Origin of the sequence: Lacibacter sp. (assembly GCF_035299325.1) — a bacterium.
GTDB lineage: Bacteria > Bacteroidota > Bacteroidia > Chitinophagales > Chitinophagaceae > Lacibacter.
The window spans coordinates 76,025-95,368 of the sequence record NZ_DATGWT010000006.1 but is presented as its reverse complement, the minus strand read 5'-3'; the positions used below and the strand labels follow the sequence as shown (position 1 = coordinate 95,368).

The 19,344-nt window shown below is 40.2% G+C and carries 13 protein-coding genes and 1 tRNA gene; 7 read left to right on the top strand and 7 right to left on the bottom strand.

Annotated elements, in window-relative coordinates; all coding sequences use genetic code 11:
* Window positions 1-179 precede the first annotated feature (179 nt).
* Window positions 180-1,037 (top strand): hypothetical protein, encoded by an 858-nt coding sequence (locus VK159_RS05675; RefSeq protein WP_324229164.1) that lies wholly within the window; start codon window positions 180-182, stop codon window positions 1,035-1,037.
* 189 nt (window positions 1,038-1,226) lie between these two features.
* On the opposite strand, the gene VK159_RS05670 is transcribed toward VK159_RS05675, so the two are convergent.
* Window positions 1,227-4,313, bottom strand: a complete 3,087-nt coding sequence (locus tag VK159_RS05670) for a caspase family protein (protein ID WP_324229163.1) — start codon at window positions 4,311-4,313, stop codon at window positions 1,227-1,229.
* 112 nt (window positions 4,314-4,425) lie between these two features.
* Window positions 4,426-5,877, bottom strand: coding sequence for a C1 family peptidase (locus tag VK159_RS05665; protein ID WP_324229162.1), 1,452 nt, complete (start codon window positions 5,875-5,877; stop codon window positions 4,426-4,428).
* A gap of 693 nt (window positions 5,878-6,570) precedes the next feature.
* Here VK159_RS05665 and VK159_RS05660 point away from each other — a divergent pair.
* Window positions 6,571-7,071 carry a hypothetical protein gene (locus VK159_RS05660; RefSeq protein ID WP_324229161.1) on the top strand — a complete coding sequence of 167 codons (501 nt, stop codon included), beginning with the start codon at window positions 6,571-6,573 and terminating at the stop codon, window positions 7,069-7,071.
* 268 nt (window positions 7,072-7,339) lie between these two features.
* Here VK159_RS05660 and VK159_RS05655 read toward each other — a convergent pair.
* Window positions 7,340-7,413, bottom strand: a tRNA-Asp gene (locus tag VK159_RS05655).
* Window positions 7,414-7,593: 180 nt separating this feature from the next.
* Here VK159_RS05655 and VK159_RS05650 point away from each other — a divergent pair.
* From VK159_RS05650 to VK159_RS05630, 5 genes are read left to right on the top strand one after another with little or no spacing between them, the layout of a single operon-like run.
* Window positions 7,594-8,565, top strand: a complete 972-nt coding sequence (locus VK159_RS05650) for a Gfo/Idh/MocA family oxidoreductase (protein ID WP_324229160.1) — start codon at window positions 7,594-7,596, stop codon at window positions 8,563-8,565.
* Between the two features lie 3 nt (window positions 8,566-8,568).
* Window positions 8,569-9,984 (top strand): sugar transferase, encoded by a 1,416-nt coding sequence (locus VK159_RS05645; RefSeq protein WP_324229159.1) that lies wholly within the window; start codon window positions 8,569-8,571, stop codon window positions 9,982-9,984.
* 27 nt (window positions 9,985-10,011) lie between these two features.
* Entirely contained in the window at window positions 10,012-11,454 is a 1,443-nt protein-coding gene (locus VK159_RS05640) for a M1 family metallopeptidase (protein WP_324229158.1), read from the top strand.
* Window positions 11,455-11,496: 42 nt separating this feature from the next.
* Window positions 11,497-14,334: a M1 family metallopeptidase gene (locus tag VK159_RS05635; protein WP_324229157.1), complete on the top strand. Its 2,838-nt coding sequence runs from the start codon at window positions 11,497-11,499 to the stop codon at window positions 14,332-14,334.
* Entirely contained in the window at window positions 14,334-15,251 is a 918-nt protein-coding gene (locus VK159_RS05630; RefSeq protein WP_324229156.1) for a GNAT family N-acetyltransferase, read from the top strand. Before VK159_RS05635 ends, VK159_RS05630 begins: the two co-directional genes overlap by 1 nt.
* Before the next feature lie 25 nt (window positions 15,252-15,276).
* Here the strand turns inward: VK159_RS05630 and VK159_RS05625 are convergent, their stop codons facing one another.
* From VK159_RS05625 to VK159_RS05610, 4 genes are read right to left on the bottom strand one after another with little or no spacing between them, the layout of a single operon-like run.
* Entirely contained in the window at window positions 15,277-15,942 is a 666-nt protein-coding gene (locus VK159_RS05625) for a 2-C-methyl-D-erythritol 4-phosphate cytidylyltransferase (RefSeq protein ID WP_324229155.1), read from the bottom strand.
* 24 nt (window positions 15,943-15,966) lie between these two features.
* Window positions 15,967-16,896, bottom strand: a complete 930-nt coding sequence (locus VK159_RS05620) for an isoaspartyl peptidase/L-asparaginase (RefSeq protein ID WP_324229154.1) — start codon at window positions 16,894-16,896, stop codon at window positions 15,967-15,969.
* Between the two features lie 2 nt (window positions 16,897-16,898).
* Entirely contained in the window at window positions 16,899-17,894 is a 996-nt protein-coding gene (locus tag VK159_RS05615; protein ID WP_324229153.1) for a bifunctional heptose 7-phosphate kinase/heptose 1-phosphate adenyltransferase, read from the bottom strand.
* 7 nt (window positions 17,895-17,901) lie between these two features.
* Window positions 17,902-19,317 (bottom strand): APC family permease, encoded by a 1,416-nt coding sequence (locus VK159_RS05610; RefSeq protein WP_324229152.1) that lies wholly within the window; start codon window positions 19,315-19,317, stop codon window positions 17,902-17,904.
* Window positions 19,318-19,344: the final 27 nt, after the last annotated feature.

Genomic DNA, 19,344 nt, shown 5'->3' with positions numbered 1-19,344 from the left:
GATGACACTTAGCAACGATCCTGGGTTTAAAATTTCGTTTACCAGCACCAACGCCGGTAATGTTTCAGGGTTCGTGTTTGTTGTTCCCTGTAAAAATATCCTGACACTCTAAGCATCGCATCTTCGGTAAAACGTAAATGAAAAGAAACATTTATCTTAACACTTTATAACAGATGTCTATGAATGAAAATCAACGTCGGCTCCTGAAAAAATTACAATGGTTTACCATCCCCTCTTTCCTTTTGATCGTGGGATTTTCATTATGGCCGTATATAACCTCCGGCAATAAAGAGGAAGCCGCTGAAACGTCCCGGCATTTTTTTCGATTAACAGAACTCCTCATGATTATTCCGTTGATTGTTTTTGCCTTTGTAGTATATGCCTTAATGCGTGAATTTTTCAGAAAACGAAAAACGATTGACACAAAGGAAGTATTGGCTGGTGCGTTGATCAGGATTGAAGCACCGCACAACAAGCTCGGCATGGCAATTACCCTGCTCGTTGTTTTAGGATTTGTGGTGTTGGTTAATCTGCTTTTATTTTCTCCTGAAACTATTTTTGAGCCTGAACAGCTGGGAGAATTTACAATTGCTGAAAAATTGATCTTCGGTTTCTTTTATGTCATATGTCATTTCCTGTTACTTGCGTTTGGCCGTCAACTTTTTACAACCAACTATCTTTTTATTGCCACAACAAAAGGCTTTCATTACACACCTGCCGGCATCAGCAGCGGGTTGGTTTTATGGGAAGATATTGAGGAGATACGTGAAAGTTCAGTACTGTCCGGCAATAACATCGGTGGCCCCACAACTGTACCCGTACTGGGTATTAAACTTCGCTACCCGGAGAAATATGCAGCCAATTATAACCCTGCACTGCAAAAACTGGTTTTACTCGGAGGACAACTCAACAATTTTCAAACAGATGGTGTGGGCGATATATTATTAAATCCTGCTCATTTCGGGCAACGCTATGAAGAAGTAAAAGCATTGATCGAATCTAAACGAACACATCACAAGCCTGGCAACAACAGTTAGGCCCGCATACAAAATATAGCAGCGCTGGCGATCAAAACAGTAACCACAAAATTGGTATTGCACATTTTAAGATAGATTGAGTTTAAGATTTGATTCATTAATGGCTTTTTGCAATTGAAAAACCGTGTGCCCTTCGTTTTAGTCTTTAACCTTCGAAATTTATGAGCACTCACTCTCCCGGTCTTCTGTTTACTTAACGATAATAACCGGAAAATCATTACCACTGCCAAAGCTTGCCGGGTACTGTGCCGTACCTTTGTATTTCTTGGTTATCTCAGGTACAATATTTTGCAGGTAGGCATCGATCTCTTTTACCGTAAGTTTTTTATCGCCGTTATCTGCATTTCCTTTCATGGCCTCCAGTAAACAGTAGGTAAAAGAGCCATGCCCCAGTTGAGTAAACTCTGTTGCGTACTGATCACTTCCTGACGCCACTAACCAATGTGTTCCTGTAGCACGTGCAAGTTGGGCTATTGCTTTTTCTTCAGCAACGCCCCTCATTGCAAAGGCATTTCCCAATGCTCCTGCAGATTGGCATGCATCAAGTATAAACAATTGCTTCTGTGCCTTTATATCTTTTGAATAAAGTTGAATGAGAGTAGAACTTACTGCAAGCTGAGTCATCATCTGGTCGTTTCCATATAACTGTGTTACATCATGGGGTACTAAAAAATATTCATTTTTATTATCCAACACTCCGTGACCGGCATAATAAAATATAAACAGATCATCAGCAGCGGCATTTGCCTTTACTTTTTCCAATACATTTTTTATCCCCTCTTTCGTTGCCTCGTTATCTGCAATAAAATAAGTGATGATTGAACTGAAAATATCTTTGCCCCCGTTTTCTATCGCTGTTTTGAATGCAGTGGCATCTGCTTTCGCATAGTTTAAATTATACTTCGGGTTTTTATATGCATTAATACCAATTACAACCAAATGTAAGCGGGCACTCTTCGGATTAACCTTTTCCCTCGGCTCTGCATTTTCAGGTTTATACTTTGCATTAATAAACACCTGTTTGCTCTCTGAACGTTGTGAGTTTACGGCTACAGCACTAAACACATTATCGCCCGGTGAAAGTGTTACATTAAAAGTGCGTGTAATTGATTTTTGCCCAATGTCATCTTCAACAATCAAATTCCTTGTAGTTCCTGTTAGTTTACCGTTTTGGTACAAACGAATTTCTGTTATTTTATCCACCGCACAGTCCGCTTTCACCGTTATTAACCCGGTGCTTTTACCGGTTGTTACCACCTGTTCAAACTCATTTTCCACTACAAGATTTCGGGTACCCTCGCTGTAGAGAATGGATACTGTAGGAATTGCTTTCAACTTATTTATATCCGGTACTTTAAAATTTTCACCGCTTATAATACGTGGCAGTAATTTAGGGGTGAAGAACTGATCGAATACAGTTCCTAACGGCGCAATTGAATTGGACGTTGCATAGTACACATTATTCTGCGCACCTTCATTGGCCTCGAATAATCCTGTAGGCGAAACCACGGCCCAGTCGTTGGTAGTTAAAAACGCATACACTGCGGCAACTTCTTTTTTGGCACCCACATCATACATCTGAAGAATATGATTACTGTTACCATCAACGTAAAACATATAACGGCCATCCGGTGTAAATGAAACACTATTAGCACCAAAACCAGTCTGCACATTATTAATCGTTAACTGTTCATTGTACTCTCCGGTAGCTAAATCGAGAAATTTCAATTGTTTCCAGGGCCTTACAACCGCATATTTATTATCAGGAGTAAAACCTGCGATTGCATCAACCGGACTGGCGCCAAGATTTGCAGGATAAGCAGCTTTCTTTTTCAAATCAAATAACAAAATGCCATCATCATGTTGAACAGTGAGGTACGCATCATCAGGTGAGAAAATCATCGGGCGATGCCCCCCTTTCATTCTTATCTTAAACGGAATCGTATATAATTTTTGCCCCGTAGTATAATTGTAAAAATTAATCCGATCGTTAACAGGCAGTTCTTGTATGGCTATTACATTTTGTGCATTTGCAGCAGCATAGGTAATCCAATTACACCTGCGTGTGAAAACTGTTCGTTTAGTCTGAGTAGACCGAATTGTCAATTTAGAGCGTACACTGCCGTTCGGACAGCTTATTGCCTCGCTCATTAACAAAGGTGTAACAACAAAATCATATTTTTTATCAAATGATTTTTTTTGCTCCTCAATCGGACTCTCGTAGTATTCTTGATCGGTTAAATGGCGTGTATATTGTTCATCATCTTTTATTTTTCCACTAACAATCCCTGTTTCAAGATTCAGCATCATTCGGTAACCGTCGTAATAAATGGGCAATTGATTGGAAACGATTTTTCCCAGACGCTTGATCAGATCATTTTTTGAGCTGTTGAACTCCTTAATGGTTGCACCTGTACTTGCATCAAATAACTCGTAAGCTCCTTGTTCGCCATTTGCCAACAGAATTAATTTACCGTTTGAAGAAAGCTGAAAATTTCTATACCTGATATACTCGCCATACGGTGGAAGTTTTCGTTGAAAATCTCTTTTCCAGATTTGCTTTCCTGATAGGGCATTTTCGCAAATGAGCGATTGTGATCCATCATCCATTGTGGCCATATAGATGAGATTTTCACCAGTGCTATCTAATTCAGCCAATCTGGAAAACTGTTTGGGAGTTTTTCGTTGACCCATTAACCCTCCGTCGACAGTATTCATAATCTGCAATGTATCTCCTCCAAAAACCAGCATGCGATTTCCTGAAGCTGATACACTAACATAAGATGGCTTGAAAGGTAAATTGAAAGATTTCTTCTGTCCGCCCGGAATTTGAATGACGTTGATTCGCTTATTCAAATTATCCGGCACTGCCAATATGTTTTTTTGCTGATTATACCACTGAGATCTTCTGTCGCCTTCATAATTCAACAAATTGGCAAACCCATAGTTTACATCATAGTAGTAATTTTCAACAATCAACACGCTTTGTTCGGGATGGAAATGATATTTTTTATAATCGCCTATTTTAATTGGTATTCGTGATACTTGCCGCATCGTTCTTCCAAGCAAATCCACCAATTTAATATCACCTGATTTTGTGATTAAATAAATGGCTTCGCCATTGGAAGCAAACCTGGCACTCTTTACATCTTTAAACCTTTGTATTTCCTGCCCCGATTGGATGTCCCATATCACACATGTTCCATTAAACTCATACCATCCCAAAAAATATTTACTATTCGGAGCAATTTCCAATCCATCTATTCCGGATTTCAAACCCTCTTTTTTTAGTATCTGAAACTGTGCGAAAAGGGAATCAAAAACCAGTAATGCAAACAGCAGTAAAATAATTTTCTTAACTGCTTCTAATGTGTGTGCAAGCATCATATTAATTATGTGGTATTTCAATAAGTACAGGGAGTATATCTGCATCTGTGTAAGCCTTCTGTTCAAATGCAACACGATCCGCTGAATAGCTAATAAGAGCAGGGCTCATTAATTTACTTTGCAAAGCAGCCTTTGCTTTCACCAATAAGTTACCCTGCTGTTGTTTCATTTCTTGCAAAAGCACTTTCATATCCAGTGGTTTCTTCGAATACAAAATCAATAAATAATCGGTGCCTTTATTTTCATCCATCCTGATCACTTTCGTTTCAGACGGAAAAGCTACCGTACTGTTCTTTCCAAGAAAAGGAGATATAGTCTCTTCAAAAGGAAAAATCTGATTGACGGTTCCGGAAAGATCAGAAGCGAAAGCATATACATAAGCATCAGTTGAAGTATTCATATAAAACCTGAAACGTGTTCCGCTTGCATACTCTGTATTCATTTTATACGCAGGCAAACCCGTTGCAAAAGTTGAAGGTTGCAGAGAAACATTCATAGCTTCTCCTGTATTTTGCTGAAAACGTATTGTGCCTTTGATATCCGGTTTTAGTGCAACAGGATCATTTGTTTTTTGAGGCTTTATTTTTTCGCCCTGTACCTGGTAACATTGATAAGCATACTTTGCAAAATCACTATACGGAATCCAGATAAATCCTTTATCGCCCCAACCTGTGCCCCACGAATTTAATACCCGGAATGCACCTCCGTATTTATTATCGTTATACCCTACCACACACATCGCATGACCTATATTGATTGATGTAGGTTCGGCATCGTTTGGCTGTTGTTTCCACACATCTGTGACTTTTCCTTTAAAACTTTTCGCCGTCTTGAATCCCAGTAAGCATGGGTTTCCTTCAGACAACGCTTTTTTGGTAAGCAAGATTTTATAACTCAGGTCCAGCTCTTCTGAACTAAAAAGTTTTTGGTAAGAAAGTATTTTAAAGGCGGCACCTTCATTAAGAGCCTCATTCGAGATTGTTGCTCCACACTGATAAGGCAAGGTTTTAAGCGTGGCCACGCCGGCATACTGCAAAAGTTCCAACGCATCGGCTATATAACTTCCTTTTTTGCATATTACATCATCGCTGGATTTAATTTGCTCATATACAAAACTTGGTGAAAAGATATGCGCATTCGGGTCTGCCGTATATCCGGCCTCCCGCCTTGCTTTTACATATAAAATTGTACGTAAAGAATAGGCAGTTGCAAATCCTACACAGGTACCCAACTCACCTTGGTCTCCCGCCGTCGGACAATATGCTTCCAGCGAAACCGAAGTGGGCAATCCCCGATAACTATCTGTGGTTAATGTTGCCTGTTGTGGGATAGATCTCGTACTGATGCTCTCAAATAAAAGGCCGGTACCGTGTTCCTCGTTCTGTTGTGCATGAATGGTACTGCTGATTGGTAACAATACAAACATTGCTGCCCAACGAATAAATTTGTGCATGGTATAAAAATATCTGAAAAATTGTCTGAAACAAAAACGTCTTTCCAACTCACTGTTACAGCTAAACGCACTTTTTTACAAACCCAAAAACCAATAACCTGTTTAACGAAAAACATATTCCCACTGTATCATTTGAACCTTTACTGTCGCAACTGTTCCGCAGGATCAATCACTACTGAATATAATTGTTCCGTTTCTATTGGAAACTTCAACCGCATCGCTGTTACAATAAACCCTACATAGCTCGCTTTCGTACAATTGTTCAGCTTTATTAGCAAGTGATTCTCCTGAAAGAGACCCGCCTTTGTTTGTTTACCTGTTACCATTACAGCAAATCGGTCGCTCCGGACCCGCCTGCATAAAGAGCGGAAAAAGACAGGAATGAACAGCATAAAATAAACTTAATTGATTGGCAGTAAATGAGCAGGCAATGTAACCCCCCAAACACAATAAGCCAATACCTAAAAAGGAGTATTTTCTTTTCTGTCCGTCCCGCATCTTGGTTTAATTATTCATCATTGTGCTAACAACGCACAACTTTACTTACAGGCATTTCTTATCAAGGGTAAACACCTGGGCTCTTTTCTTTCCGTCTTCTTCACTTTTAAAACATCACCTCGTTCCTCCCTCTCCACCGGGAGAGCCTGTGTCCCGCTTCATGGGAGGCAGGGGTGAGGTCAAAACGTTCAGCACATGAGCACACTCCCCGAACAACATCACACATTCAAACAACAGTTAAGTGATAAACCAACAAAACAACAGCTGTGGAAAATCATCAATGACTTTATCAGTTTCTTTTCCACCGAAAGCATCAAAGAAGAACTCTGGTTTCTCCCCATCGGCACCCTTTCCAGCAACCAGGTGATGGAAGTAGATAAAGGCATCGGCCGTCACAACCGTATTTTCTTTTACGAACACAGCTCCCTGTTCATCAATGCCGTAAACCGGTTATACCAGCAACAGGAAAAGAAAAAGAAAAAACGAAATCATAATTCTAAAGCAAAGCCGTCTGCAGGGCCTCCCCGCCGCTGCCATTGTTCCCTTCCCGGCCCCCAACATCTCAATGCAGCACACCATTCCAAATTCCCAATCCCTAATTCCCTATTCCTAATCCCTTTGCCCCTTGCTCATTGCCTTCATCCTTCGCTCATCCTTCGCTCTTTAAACCACTTTACTCCCACCTTACTCCCATGATACTCCCTACTTAAAGCGCTCACGACGTATAAATCCGACAGCTTTCATTCCCATCAACAGCACCCCAAATGCTTTGCATTCGACCGGACTAAGGAAGTCTCTGCGAAACTCTCTGCTTCTTTTTTCTCTGCGCCGGAAAATGCAGTTAACTCGTAATGAAGATTCGTACCGGATAAACCCTGCCTGCCGGGTTCTTTCATCTGGTTTATCAGTGGCTCACATACCTCTTTAAACACAAAAAAGCCACTCAAATTTGAGTGGCTTTTTGCGGACCGGACGGGACTCGAACCCGCGACCTCCGCCGTGACAGGGCGGCATTCTAACCAACTGAACTACCGATCCAACTACCCTATGCATGAATGCCTGATCAAGAACCAATTATCATTCATTTTTCGGGACGGCAAAGATAGGGGTTTTGAATATTTCGTAAAAAATGTTTTTCATCTTTTTTCAGGAAAAGAACAATACAGGATAACCCCATAACAACCATAGTTTATATTTGTCTCTACTTAATTGAATTAAATGCTCAAAATAGCTGTATTTGGTACCGGTCATCTTGGTAAATTTCATCTCAACAACTGGAAGGAAATAGAGGGCGTTGAATTGGTAGGCTTTTACGATCCAAACGACAAAGCCGCAAAAGCCGTGTCGGAGAAATACCAGCTTCAACGTTTTACCGATCCTGAAGAGCTGATGTCGCTCTGTGATGCGGCCGATATTGTAGCTCCAACCAATTACCATTTTGAACTTTGCCAGCTGGCAGTGCGTAAAGGCAAGCATGTTTTTGTGGAAAAGCCCATGTGCAACACCATGGATGAAGCCAATGAACTGGTGAAACTGGTACGTGAGGCCAATATTAAACTTCAGGTAGGTCATGTAGAGCGGTTTAATCCCGCTTTCCTGGCTGTGAAAGACCTGAAGCTGAACCCGATGTTTATTGAAGTACATCGTCTTTCACAATTTAATCCCCGGGGAACGGAAGTGAGTGTGATACTTGATCTGATGATCCATGATATTGATATTATCATGAGTCTCGTAAAAAGCGATGTAAAGAATGTATATGCAAACGGCGTTGCAGTAATGACCGACACCCCTGATATCGCCAACGTTCGTATTGAATTTGATAATGGCTGTGTGGCTAATCTCACCAGCAGTCGCATCAGCATGAAAAAAATGCGAAAGATCCGGTTGTTTCAACGTGATGCTTATATCGGTATTGATTTTCTTGAAAAGAAATCAGAGATTATACGAATGAAAAATCCCGACGATAAAGAAGCATTTACGTTCGACATTGAAACAAACAATGGAAAGAAGACCATAGCCATTTCTAACCCGTTTGTGAAAGATGTGAATGCCATAAAAATGGAACTGGAACATTTCAGAGATGCGATCTTACATGATAACCCTATACCCGTAAGTGAAGTGGATGGATTAAGAGCAATGGATGTCGCTCACCAGATACTTCAAAAAATTCAGCGCACCACCGCTGTATAATGCATGAATCAAACACCACGGATACATATTGGCTGGTATGTTGCTGCCGATTGGCTTTCTGCAACTTTTGCATGGGGATTGTTTTACCTGCTTCGGAGAATTTTACTTGGCGAAGCATCCACATTATTTAATCAGGCGTTAGACAGTAGTTTTTTTGCCGGCATTTTTCTCATCCCGATATTTTGGCTGATACTCTATCACCTTTTTGGCAGTTATAAAAACCTTTATAGCAAATCAAGATTGCAGGAACTCACTACAACTTTCTTCTGTTGCCTGCTCGGTTGTCTTATACTTTTCTTTGCCTTGCTGCTTGATGATCGTATTGGTTCCTACACCTTTTACTATAAAGAATCAATCTTACTTTTTGCTCTGCAATTCAGCTTTACATGGTTATTGCGTTGGATCATACTAACCAATATTAAACGCCAGTTTCTTGCAGGCAATGTAAAGATCAACACACTCATTATTGGTGCGAAGCAGAGCGCCATCAAACTTTATAAAGACATTAAAGAAAGCAGCGAAACACAAGGCTTTCATTTCTCAGGATTTCTTTATCCGGAAGAAAGCAGCTCCAACGGCCTTAGTAAATATTTGCCTGCCTTGGGAAAGTTGCCTGATCTGTCGAATGTAATCAGAACGCATAAAATAGAGCAGGTGATTATTGCAACTGAAGAAAAAGAGCGGCAGGCACTTGAACAATCACTTAGTATATTGAGTGAGCATGATGTAAGTATTAAACTATTGCCAAACACAGTAGATATTCTCTCCGGTTCTGTTCGAACCAGTAATGTATTTGGTGCAATGCTCATAGATCTGCACACAGGCATGATGAGCGAGTGGCAGCAAAACATAAAACGATTGATGGACATCATTGCATCTCTGTTATCGCTCATATTGTTGTTGCCACTGTTATTATTTGTTGCCATTAGAGTAAAGTTGTCGTCAAAAGGACCGGTATTTTATTCGCAGGAAAGGATAGGTTTAAAAGGTAAGCCCTTCTACATTCATAAATTCCGTTCCATGATTGTGGATGCAGAGCAAAATGGTCCTGCATTATCTTCTGAAACAGATCAACGCATTACTCCTTGGGGTAAAGTAATGCGCAAATGGCGGCTCGATGAATTGCCACAGTTCTGGAATATTCTCAAAGGAGAAATGAGTTTGGTGGGTCCACGACCCGAACGCAGATTTTATATTGATCAAATCGTTGCGAGTGCCCCTTATTATCGTTACCTCCTGAAAGTAAAACCCGGTATCACTTCATGGGGTATGGTCAAGTTTGGTTATGCTGAAAACGTAGAACAAATGATCGAACGCAGTAAATACGACCTCATCTATATTGAAAATATTTCACTTGCCCTTGATATAAAGATCATCATCCATACAATCAGGTTGATCTTTTTAGGCAAGGGCAGATAACAGCAATATTATATTTAAACGCTGCATATGAAATCCTTATTTTCTTTTCTGTTGCTGTTCCTCTTTCATTTCAGCTTTGCACAAAAAACATGTTACTGGCAACAGGAAGTAAATTACAGGATCGATGTTTCGCTTGAAACAAAACGCAATATCCTGCATGGTTCAGAAGAGATACACTACACTAATCATTCACCTGATACATTAACCTATATCTGGTTTCACCTTTGGCCCAACGCATACAGGAACGATCAAACAGCATATGCAAAACAAACGGGGAGTACTTATGTAAGTAATAATATCGGCTATATCGACAGTCTTCGTTTTACTATTGGCATCGATACGCTTACAATTGAACCTCACCCTGAACATATTGATATTGTAAAACTTTTGCTCAACAACCCTTTGTTGCCCGGCGAAAAGATGATCATCAGAACTCCATTTCGTGTGTTTATTCCGGAATACAAATCAAGGCTGGGTTATGCAGGAAATGATTTTTACATCACACAATGGTATCCTAAACCGGCCGTATATGATCGCAAAGGATGGCACCCGATGCCTTACCTCGACAGAGGTGAATTTTACAGTGAGTTTGGCAGCTTTGATGTGTCAATTACACTGCCATCAACTTATGTAGTGGCGGCCACAGGCGAACTTGCAACCGAAAGCGAATTGGAATTGTACAAAATCATTGGCACAAAAAACAGGAACAAAGCCGGCATAAAATATCAACCGGTTACGGATTCATCACATAAAACAGTACGTTTTGTTCAAAACAACATCCACGACTTTGCATGGTTTGCTTCTGAAAATTTTATTATCCGCTATAACCAAACCTTGCTCAGTAACCAACGCATTGTGGATGTTTTCACTTTTTCAAAAACAAAGAGGTTTTCGTTTTGGGATAAAGCGAATGATGAAATTGCCAGAACGCTGTTCTTCATGAAAGATGTAGTTGGTGAATATCCATACGGAACTATTTCAGCAGTGGAAGGTAATGGCAACAGGTTCAGTGCAGGTATGGAATATCCCATGATCAGTTTACTAAACCAGTCGGCTGACTACGTACTTACACATGAGATCATTCATAACTGGTTCTATGGCGTTGTTGGCACAAATGAGCGGAACCATGCATGGATGGATGAAGGGTTTACTGATTGGTACAGTCATCTTTTCGAAAAATCAAGCCCGGTTGATTGGGAGGATTTTTATGACCCTATTGACCAACCTGCTGAACGTTTCGGAAGTACAGAAGCTTATTTTGCTGCAGTTTATGGCAAGGCAAATAAATGGATCCGGTTATTGCGAAACGAAACAGGAGCAGACAAATTCAACGAAGGAATGAAAAAATACTTCCAGCTTTGGAAATTCAAACACCCTTACCCTGAAGATTTTCAACAGGTGATGGAACAGGTAAGCGGTAAAAAACTAAACAAAATATTCGCCCTGCTAAAACAGCCCCGCAAACTATAGGTGTAACGGAAAGAAGATGTTATTTTTGAAAAAACCCATTGAGTGAAATATATCCTTTCCCTCCTGCTGCTAATCGCCACCAATTCTCTGCATGCCCAGCAAACATACTGGCAACAGCAGGTTAATTTTAAACTTGATGTTACGCTCAACGATGCAGACCATAGTCTAGATGGTTTTGCAAAAATTGAATACATCAATAACTCGCCTGATACCTTACGGTTCATCTGGTTTCATTTATGGCCCAATGCGTATCGCACCGACAGAACGGCTTTCAGTGATCAGTTGCTTGAAAACGGTCGTACAGATTTTTATTTCTCCAATAGTGAAGACCGCGGCTATATAAACCGTCTAGATTTTCGTGTAAACTCCGTGCTTGCAAAAACAGAAGATCATCCACAACATATCGATATCATTAAAGTACTGTTGCCACAACCGTTGGCACCCGGCGCATCCATTGAGCTCACAACTCCTTTTCATGTAAAGCTGCCGAAGAATTTCTCAAGAGGCGGGCACATTGGCAAAACTTACCAGGTAACACAGTGGTATCCAAAACCGGCTGTGTATGACCGTTATGGCTGGCACCCTATGCCTTATTTAGACCAAGGAGAATTTTACAGTGAGTTTGGTAATTATGAAGTGAAGATCACCTTGCCGAAAAGTTATGTGGTACTCAGCACAGGGAACTTGCAAAACAGTGAAGAACTCCAATGGCTGAAAGATAAAGCAAGAATTGATGAACCCAAACAAGTCATTAAAACAAAAAAGCCTGCGCCGACAACAAAAAAAACAACCAAGCCTTTACCTGTTATTGCAAACAAAGAAGAAACGAAAACACTTTTCTATACACAAAACAATGTCCACGACTTTGCATGGTTTGCTGATAAAAAATATCTTGTTCGCTATGATACCATTCAGCTAAACAATAACAGGGTAGTTGATGTGTTCACCGCCTTTTCAGCAGAAAGTAAATCTGTTTGGAAGAACAGTACACACATGGTAAAAGATGCGGTTCGTTTCAGAAGTAACGTTATTGGTGAATATCCTTACAATACAATAGCAGCAGTTGAAGCAAAGATGGGCTTTGAAGGAGGCATGGAATATCCTTGTATCACTGCCATAACTCCAATGTCAACAGAAAAAAACCTGGAGAGTGTACTTGAGCATGAAGTTGGTCATAACTGGTTTCAGGGAATGATTGCCAATAACGAACAGGTTTATCCCTGGTTTGATGAAGGCATTAACAGTTACTACGATAAGTGGTTTGAAAAAGAATTGAGCCGATATAAGCCAACTGCTAAAAAGAAAAAGCCACTTCTATTGAATGCAAACGATGCAGTATTCCTTGAAACGTTTGAACGCTTGCATCTCGCTCAACCATTAAGTACAACTGCAGACAGTTTAACAGAAGCGAATTATTCATTGATCGCTTATGAGAAAGGTGCACAGTTTATGCAGATGCTGGAAAATGAGTTGGGGCGTGACGTATTCCTCAAAGGGATGCAACAATATTTCGAGGAGTGGAAACACAAACACCCCTATCCTTCTGATCTGAAAGCTTCACTTGAAAAAAGCAGTGGAAAAAATCTTGACTCTGCTTTTGCTTTATTACACCAGGAAAATTCTTTGCAGCCACCGGCTAAAAAGAAGTTACGTATTGCTCCGTTTGCCGCCAACAACAGCAATACAACAAACGCTTTGATCATTACACCCGTTGCCGGCATCAATATGTATGATGGCTTTATGATTGGAGCTGCACTCACAAATTATACGCTTCCTCCCACAAAGTTCCAGTTTATTGTGGCTCCCATGTACGGCACCAGAAGTAAACAATTAAACGGAGTTGCACGTGCAAGCTATACGATGTATCCGTCAAAAACCTTTCAGCGGATAACGCTTGCAGTAAATGCATTAAAGTTCAGCACGAATGATTTTGTTGATACAGCAAATCAAAAATATATAACCGGCTTCAGGAAAATTGCACCATCGCTCAAGTTTGTGTTTGCAGAAAAAAATCCAAGAAGTACCAGGGAACGTTTTATACAATGGAAAACATTTTTACTGGATGAAGATGATCTTCGTTTCAGAAGCGATACTTTTCCCAACGGAGATCGTTTTACAAAAATTACAACAACGAGTGCAAGCAGGTATTTGAACCAACTGCGTTTTGTTATTCAGGATAACAGGGTACTTTATCCCTATCGTGGTGAGTTAATGGCTGAACAGGCAAGAGATTTTGTACGGCTTGCATTTACAGGTAATTACTATTTCAACTACAATGAAAAACTTGGTGCCGACATCAGGGTGTTTGCAGGTAAATTTATTTATCTCGGCGAACGTACGATCAGCAAACGATTTGGAACCGATCCTTATCATCTGAACTTATCAGCTCCAAAGGGATATGAAGATTATACATACAGCAATTATTTTGTTGGACGAAATGAATTTGAAGGTTTTGCCAGTCAACAAATGATGATGCGTGATGGCGGCTTTAAAGTTCGAACTGATCTGTTGGCGAATAAAATTGGTAAGACAGATGATTGGCTGATGGCACTTAATTTTTCAACCGACATTCCTGATCAGATCAATATCCTGAACATACTGCCTTTTAAAGTTCCGCTGAAAGTGTACATGGATATTGGCACGTATGCCGATGCATGGAAAGCCAATGCAGAAGGTAGCAAAGTATTATATAATGCAGGTTTGCAATTGTCATTATTCAAGAATACGATTAATATTTATGCGCCGCTGTTTTACAGCAAGCCATATAAAGATTATTTCTTATCAACGATCACTGAAAAACGTTTCCTGAAAAATATTTCATTTACGATCGATATTCAGAACTTCAGTTTGAAAAAGATTGACCGTCGCATGCCTTTCTGATGCTACAGATCAAATACATATCACATGCTGAAATTGATAAGCAAAAATGGGATAACTGTGTGCAACACGCAAGCAATGGTTTGATTTACGCTTACTCCTGGTATCTTGATGCAATAACAGATCATTGGGATGCGTTGGTGCTGAACGACTATGAAGCCATCATGCCACTCACATGGAATAAAAAATATGGTATTCACTATCTTTTTCAACCTTATTTCTGTGCCAGCCTTGGTATCTTTTCAATAAAACAAATCAATGCCGTAGTTACAGAAGCATTCCTGAAAAAGATACCCAAACGATTCCGTTACATCGATATTTATCTCAATCACAATAACTTGTTTCCTGTTGATGGATTCGCATTAACTGAACGGGTAAACTATATACTTGCCTTAAATAACCCATATACTGAAATAGCAGAGCAATATCGTACTAACCTGAAACGAAACATCAGGAAAGCAGAGCAAAGTGGATTAACAGCAAAACAGAATATTGCTGTAGAAGACATCATTGGGTTAGCCAAAGAAACCATGCAACGTGTTTCAGCTATTAGAGATGAACAAATGGATCGATTCAAGAAATTATTTTCTATTGCAAAGGAGAAACAACTTGCAGAATCGCTTGGGATTTACAACCACAATGGTCAATTACTTGCATCTGCGGTTTTTCTTTTTTCGCATAACCGTTGGTATTATATTCTGGTGGGTAATCATCCTAACGGAAAAACATTGGGCGCTTCGCATTATTTGATCGACCGGTTTATTGCTACACACGCAGGAACAAATACAATACTTGATTTTGAAGGAAGTGATATCCGCAATCTTGCTTTCTTCTACAGTAGTTACGGAGCTACTGAAGAACGATACCCTGCCTTACGCATGAACCGTTTACCGAAATTACTGAAGTGGCTGAAGGAATGAGTGATGAGTAATGAATGATGAGTTATTATCCCTCAAGTATCTTCTCGGCAATTACCAAATCTATCGGGTTTGTAATCTTAATGTTTGTATCCTCGCCCTGTACTAGCGTTACTTTCAAACCAAATGCTTCCACAACATTTGCTTCATCGGTAAACCATGCTTTGTAATCAATCGCAAAAGCAGGAAGTAATATTTTACTATGAAAAGTTTGTGGCGTTTGTACCAAACGTAGTTTACTTCTGTCAACAGGATCATTCCCTTCTTCAGTGACCATACGTACACTGTCACGACATTCTATAGCAGGAATGGCACTGCCTGTTTCCAATGCGGCCGCATAACAACGTTGAATCAACTCTTCACTCACCAAACAACGTACACCATCATGCACAAAAATGATCGACTCTTCTTCTACCAGCTTCAACCCATTTTGCACAGAATGAAAACGTGTTTCACCACCAACGGTCAACTGTATACGTTCTGCATCAAAAAAACCATCAATGATCTCTTTACCTAACTCGAGATGCTCTTCCGGCAACACTACAATTACTTTACAATCGGGCAATGCTTTTAAAAAAACATCGATCGTATAGTATAAGACAGGCTTATTCTTTAAGAGTAAAAATTGCTTTGGAAGTACAGAACCCATTCGTTTACCGGCACCGCCGGCCACAATTACAACATATGTTTGCATAGCTTCAAAGATAAGAGAGAGTTTTTACTTGTAAATAGCGATCTGTTTTTCGCCTTTACTATTTTGCATGGCACGGTACATGCCTTCGCTGTTAAAGACCATGGCAGTGTTTGCATGTGCATCCACCCCGATCATACCACCTTCACCATTGATCTTAACTAATTTATCAAGTGTAACAATTTCCATTGCTTGCTGAAGGTTCATGCCCTTGTATTCCATCAGGCAACTCACATCATAGGCTGCAACAGCACGCAGAAATAATTCACCATGGCCTGTGCATGAGATAGCGCATGTTTGATTATTGGCGTACGTGCCAGCACCTATCACCGGAGTATCCCCAATACGATTAAAATTTTTATTCGTCATGCCACCTGTGCTTGTTGCAGCCGCTACGTTTCCATTAGCATCGCAGGCAACAGCACCTACTGTTCCAAATTTCTTTTCTGTTTGAATATTATGATCCAATGCAATTACATCTTCATTCTTTACTAATTGCCATTGATCGTAACGGAATTTTGAAAAGAAATAATCTTCTTGCTCCAGTTGCAATTGTTGTTGCTTAGCGAACAGCAAAGCACCTTCCCCACTCAACATTACATGTTCACTTTTTTCCATAATCGCTTTTGCCAGAACTACAGGATTCTTTACACTACTCACACCGGCAACTGCACCTGCTTCTAACGAAATACCATTCATGATGGCTGCATCCATTTCATGCCCGCCTGTTTTTGTAAATACAGAACCTCTGCCTGCATTAAAGAGAATACAATCTTCGAGGGAAATAACTGCGGCTGTAACTGCATCAACAGCACTGCCACCATTGGCCAATACTTCGTAGCCACTTGCTACTGCATCAGCAAGACCTTTTGTGTAAGCTTCTTCCAGTTCGGGAGTCAGATCTTTTTTAAGGATCGTACCTGCACCACCATGTATAGCAATGGAAAAATCAGCCATGTTTAATTCAATAATAATTTACACTCCTGGATCAATCGCTCTCGGTTGATGGCAGCCGTACCTACTTCTTCACAAACCAATCCACCGGCAATATTTGCAACTTCAGCCATCAGTTCAACATCTTTCGTAGCAGCATATACCAATGAAGCAACAGCAATCACAGTATCGCCTGCACCACTTACATCTGCTATACTGCGCAGGTGCGATGGAATAACAGCCGCTTGTTCTTCATTCTGATAGAACACACCTTTCTCAGAGAGAGTGATGAATGAAATATGATGTTGCAATTGAGCTTTTAATTCTGTATGAATATGACGAAGTGATTCTTCATTCACGTTCTCAACTAGAAGATTCAATGCATCTTTTACTTCTTTCAGATTCGGCTTAAATACATCTACTGATTTATAAGAAAAGAAATTCTTACGCTTTGGATCGACCGTTGTGAGAATTCCATGATGCTTGCAAAGTGCGATTGCCTTTTGTATCACCAGTTCAGTCAACACACCTTTATTGTAATCTTCAAAGATGATCACATCGGGTTTTTCCTGTGCAATGAATGTCTGCAATGCAAGGATCAACCTGTTTTCATCTTCATAACCAAGATCGGTTGCAATTTCTTTATCTAGCCGCATCATTTGCTGGTTGCGGCTGATGATCCTTGTTTTACTTGTGGTTGCACGCTTATCGCTGCCAAGTAAAAAATCTGTCTTGATCTGTTGATGTTCCAGTAACTGACGCAACTGTTTACCATCATCATCATTGCCGATTACACTCAGGATAGAAACTGAAGCACCTAACGAAGCAATATTCAATGCAACATTTGATGCGCCACCAACACGGTATTCGGTTTTATCTAATGCTACAATGGGAACAGGGGCTTCCGGTGAAATACGTTCAACATGTCCCCACATATACGTATCAAGCATAACATCACCAATCACACCCGCTTTTAGTTGTGAGAATTGCTGAAACAACTGATCAAACTTCGAAACGCTCATAATAGACCTACTTCTTTTGATTTGCGACTGCAATATAATAAACAGGTATGCCTAATAAAACAATTCCAAATCCAATACCTGCATATAACGGCTTCATGGTGATCAGGAAGAAACAAAACGTCAATCCAAGAATAATATAAATGATCGGCAATATTGGATAAGCAAATGCTTTATAAGGACGTTCGATATCCGGGCGCTTTGCACGCAGTACAAATATACCGATGATGGTAAGCACATAAAAGAGCACCACTACAAAAGAGATCATGTCTAGCAGGTCGCCATACTGTCCGCTCAAACAAAGTAAGGATGCCCACACACATTGTGCCCATAAAGCCCATTGTGGTACAGCATTTTTATTTAACGTTCCGGCCTGTTTAAAAAACAAGCCATCCTGCGCCATAGTATAATACACCCTTGCACCTGCCAATACCAAACCATTGATACAACCAAATGTTGAGATCATGATCATAGCTGCAATTACATAAGTGCCGACGTTGCCAAAAATTTCATTGGCAGCAGCAACTGCTACCCTATCTTGTTTTGCAAATGCAATTTCATTCATCGGCAATACACTTATGTACATCACATTCGCTGCAACATAAATAAGTGTAACGATCAATGTTCCCAGGAAAAGACTTAACCCAATATTTCGTTTTGGATTTTTTATTTCCCCTGCAATGAATGTAACGTTGTTCCACGCATCGCTGCTGAAAATTGAACCAACCATTGATGCAGCAATTGCACCTAACACCGCACTGCCTGCAACTCCTGCGATCATTCCACCTTCAGAAAGTTTATTCATCTCCCATGCATTACTCCAGTTAGCATTCCACACATCTGCTTTTGCAGCCATCATCAATCCGAAAACGATCAATCCAAAAAGTGAGAGAAGCTTTGTGATTGTAAATACAGTTTGAATGGCTTTACCACCATTCACACCTCTTGTGTTGATATAGGTAAGTAATGCGATGATAACTATTGAGACGATCTGTGCAGGATATAATTTAAACACACCAATCTGGAACAGGATGTTCTCATCGTTAATATCCAATGCAGGAATAAAATAACCGGTGAATTTTGAGAACGCAACACCTACTGCTGCAATAGTTGCTGTTTGAATAACCGTGAAGAAACTCCATCCGTAGAGGAAACCAGCAAGTTTATTAAATGCTTCTTTCAGGTAAACATATTGGCCACCTGCTTTTGGAAACATGGCACTCAACTCTCCATAACTAAGTGCTGCAGTTAAGGTCATAAAACCTGTAACGAGCCACACTACTAATAACCAACCTGCACTGCCCACGTTACGTGTAATGTCGGCACTTACAATAAAAATACCTGAGCCGATCATGGAGCCTGCAACAACCATTGTTGCATCCAGTAAACTTAAAGATGGTTTAAATTCCTGTTGAGTTGAAGACATAGCATTGGTTTCGTTTCAAAATAATGA

Excerpts from the sequence above, each read along its gene's own strand:
- VK159_RS05675 (WP_324229164.1), top strand. The coding sequence starts at position 180 with ATGAATGAAAATCAACGTCGGCTCCTGAAAAAATTACAATGGTTTACC.
- VK159_RS05665 (WP_324229162.1), bottom strand. The coding sequence starts at position 5,877 with ATGCACAAATTTATTCGTTGGGCAGCAATGTTTGTATTGTTACCAATC.
- VK159_RS05660 (WP_324229161.1), top strand. The coding sequence starts at position 6,571 with ATGAGCACACTCCCCGAACAACATCACACATTCAAACAACAGTTAAGT.
- VK159_RS05650 (WP_324229160.1), top strand. The coding sequence starts at position 7,594 with ATGCTCAAAATAGCTGTATTTGGTACCGGTCATCTTGGTAAATTTCAT.
- VK159_RS05645 (WP_324229159.1), top strand. The coding sequence starts at position 8,569 with ATGAATCAAACACCACGGATACATATTGGCTGGTATGTTGCTGCCGAT.
- VK159_RS05640 (WP_324229158.1), top strand. The coding sequence starts at position 10,012 with ATGAAATCCTTATTTTCTTTTCTGTTGCTGTTCCTCTTTCATTTCAGC.
- VK159_RS05630 (WP_324229156.1), top strand. The coding sequence starts at position 14,334 with ATGCTACAGATCAAATACATATCACATGCTGAAATTGATAAGCAAAAA.
- VK159_RS05625 (WP_324229155.1), bottom strand. The coding sequence starts at position 15,942 with ATGCAAACATATGTTGTAATTGTGGCCGGCGGTGCCGGTAAACGAATG.
- VK159_RS05620 (WP_324229154.1), bottom strand. The coding sequence starts at position 16,896 with ATGGCTGATTTTTCCATTGCTATACATGGTGGTGCAGGTACGATCCTT.
- VK159_RS05615 (WP_324229153.1), bottom strand. The coding sequence starts at position 17,894 with ATGAGCGTTTCGAAGTTTGATCAGTTGTTTCAGCAATTCTCACAACTA.
- VK159_RS05610 (WP_324229152.1), bottom strand. The coding sequence starts at position 19,317 with ATGTCTTCAACTCAACAGGAATTTAAACCATCTTTAAGTTTACTGGAT.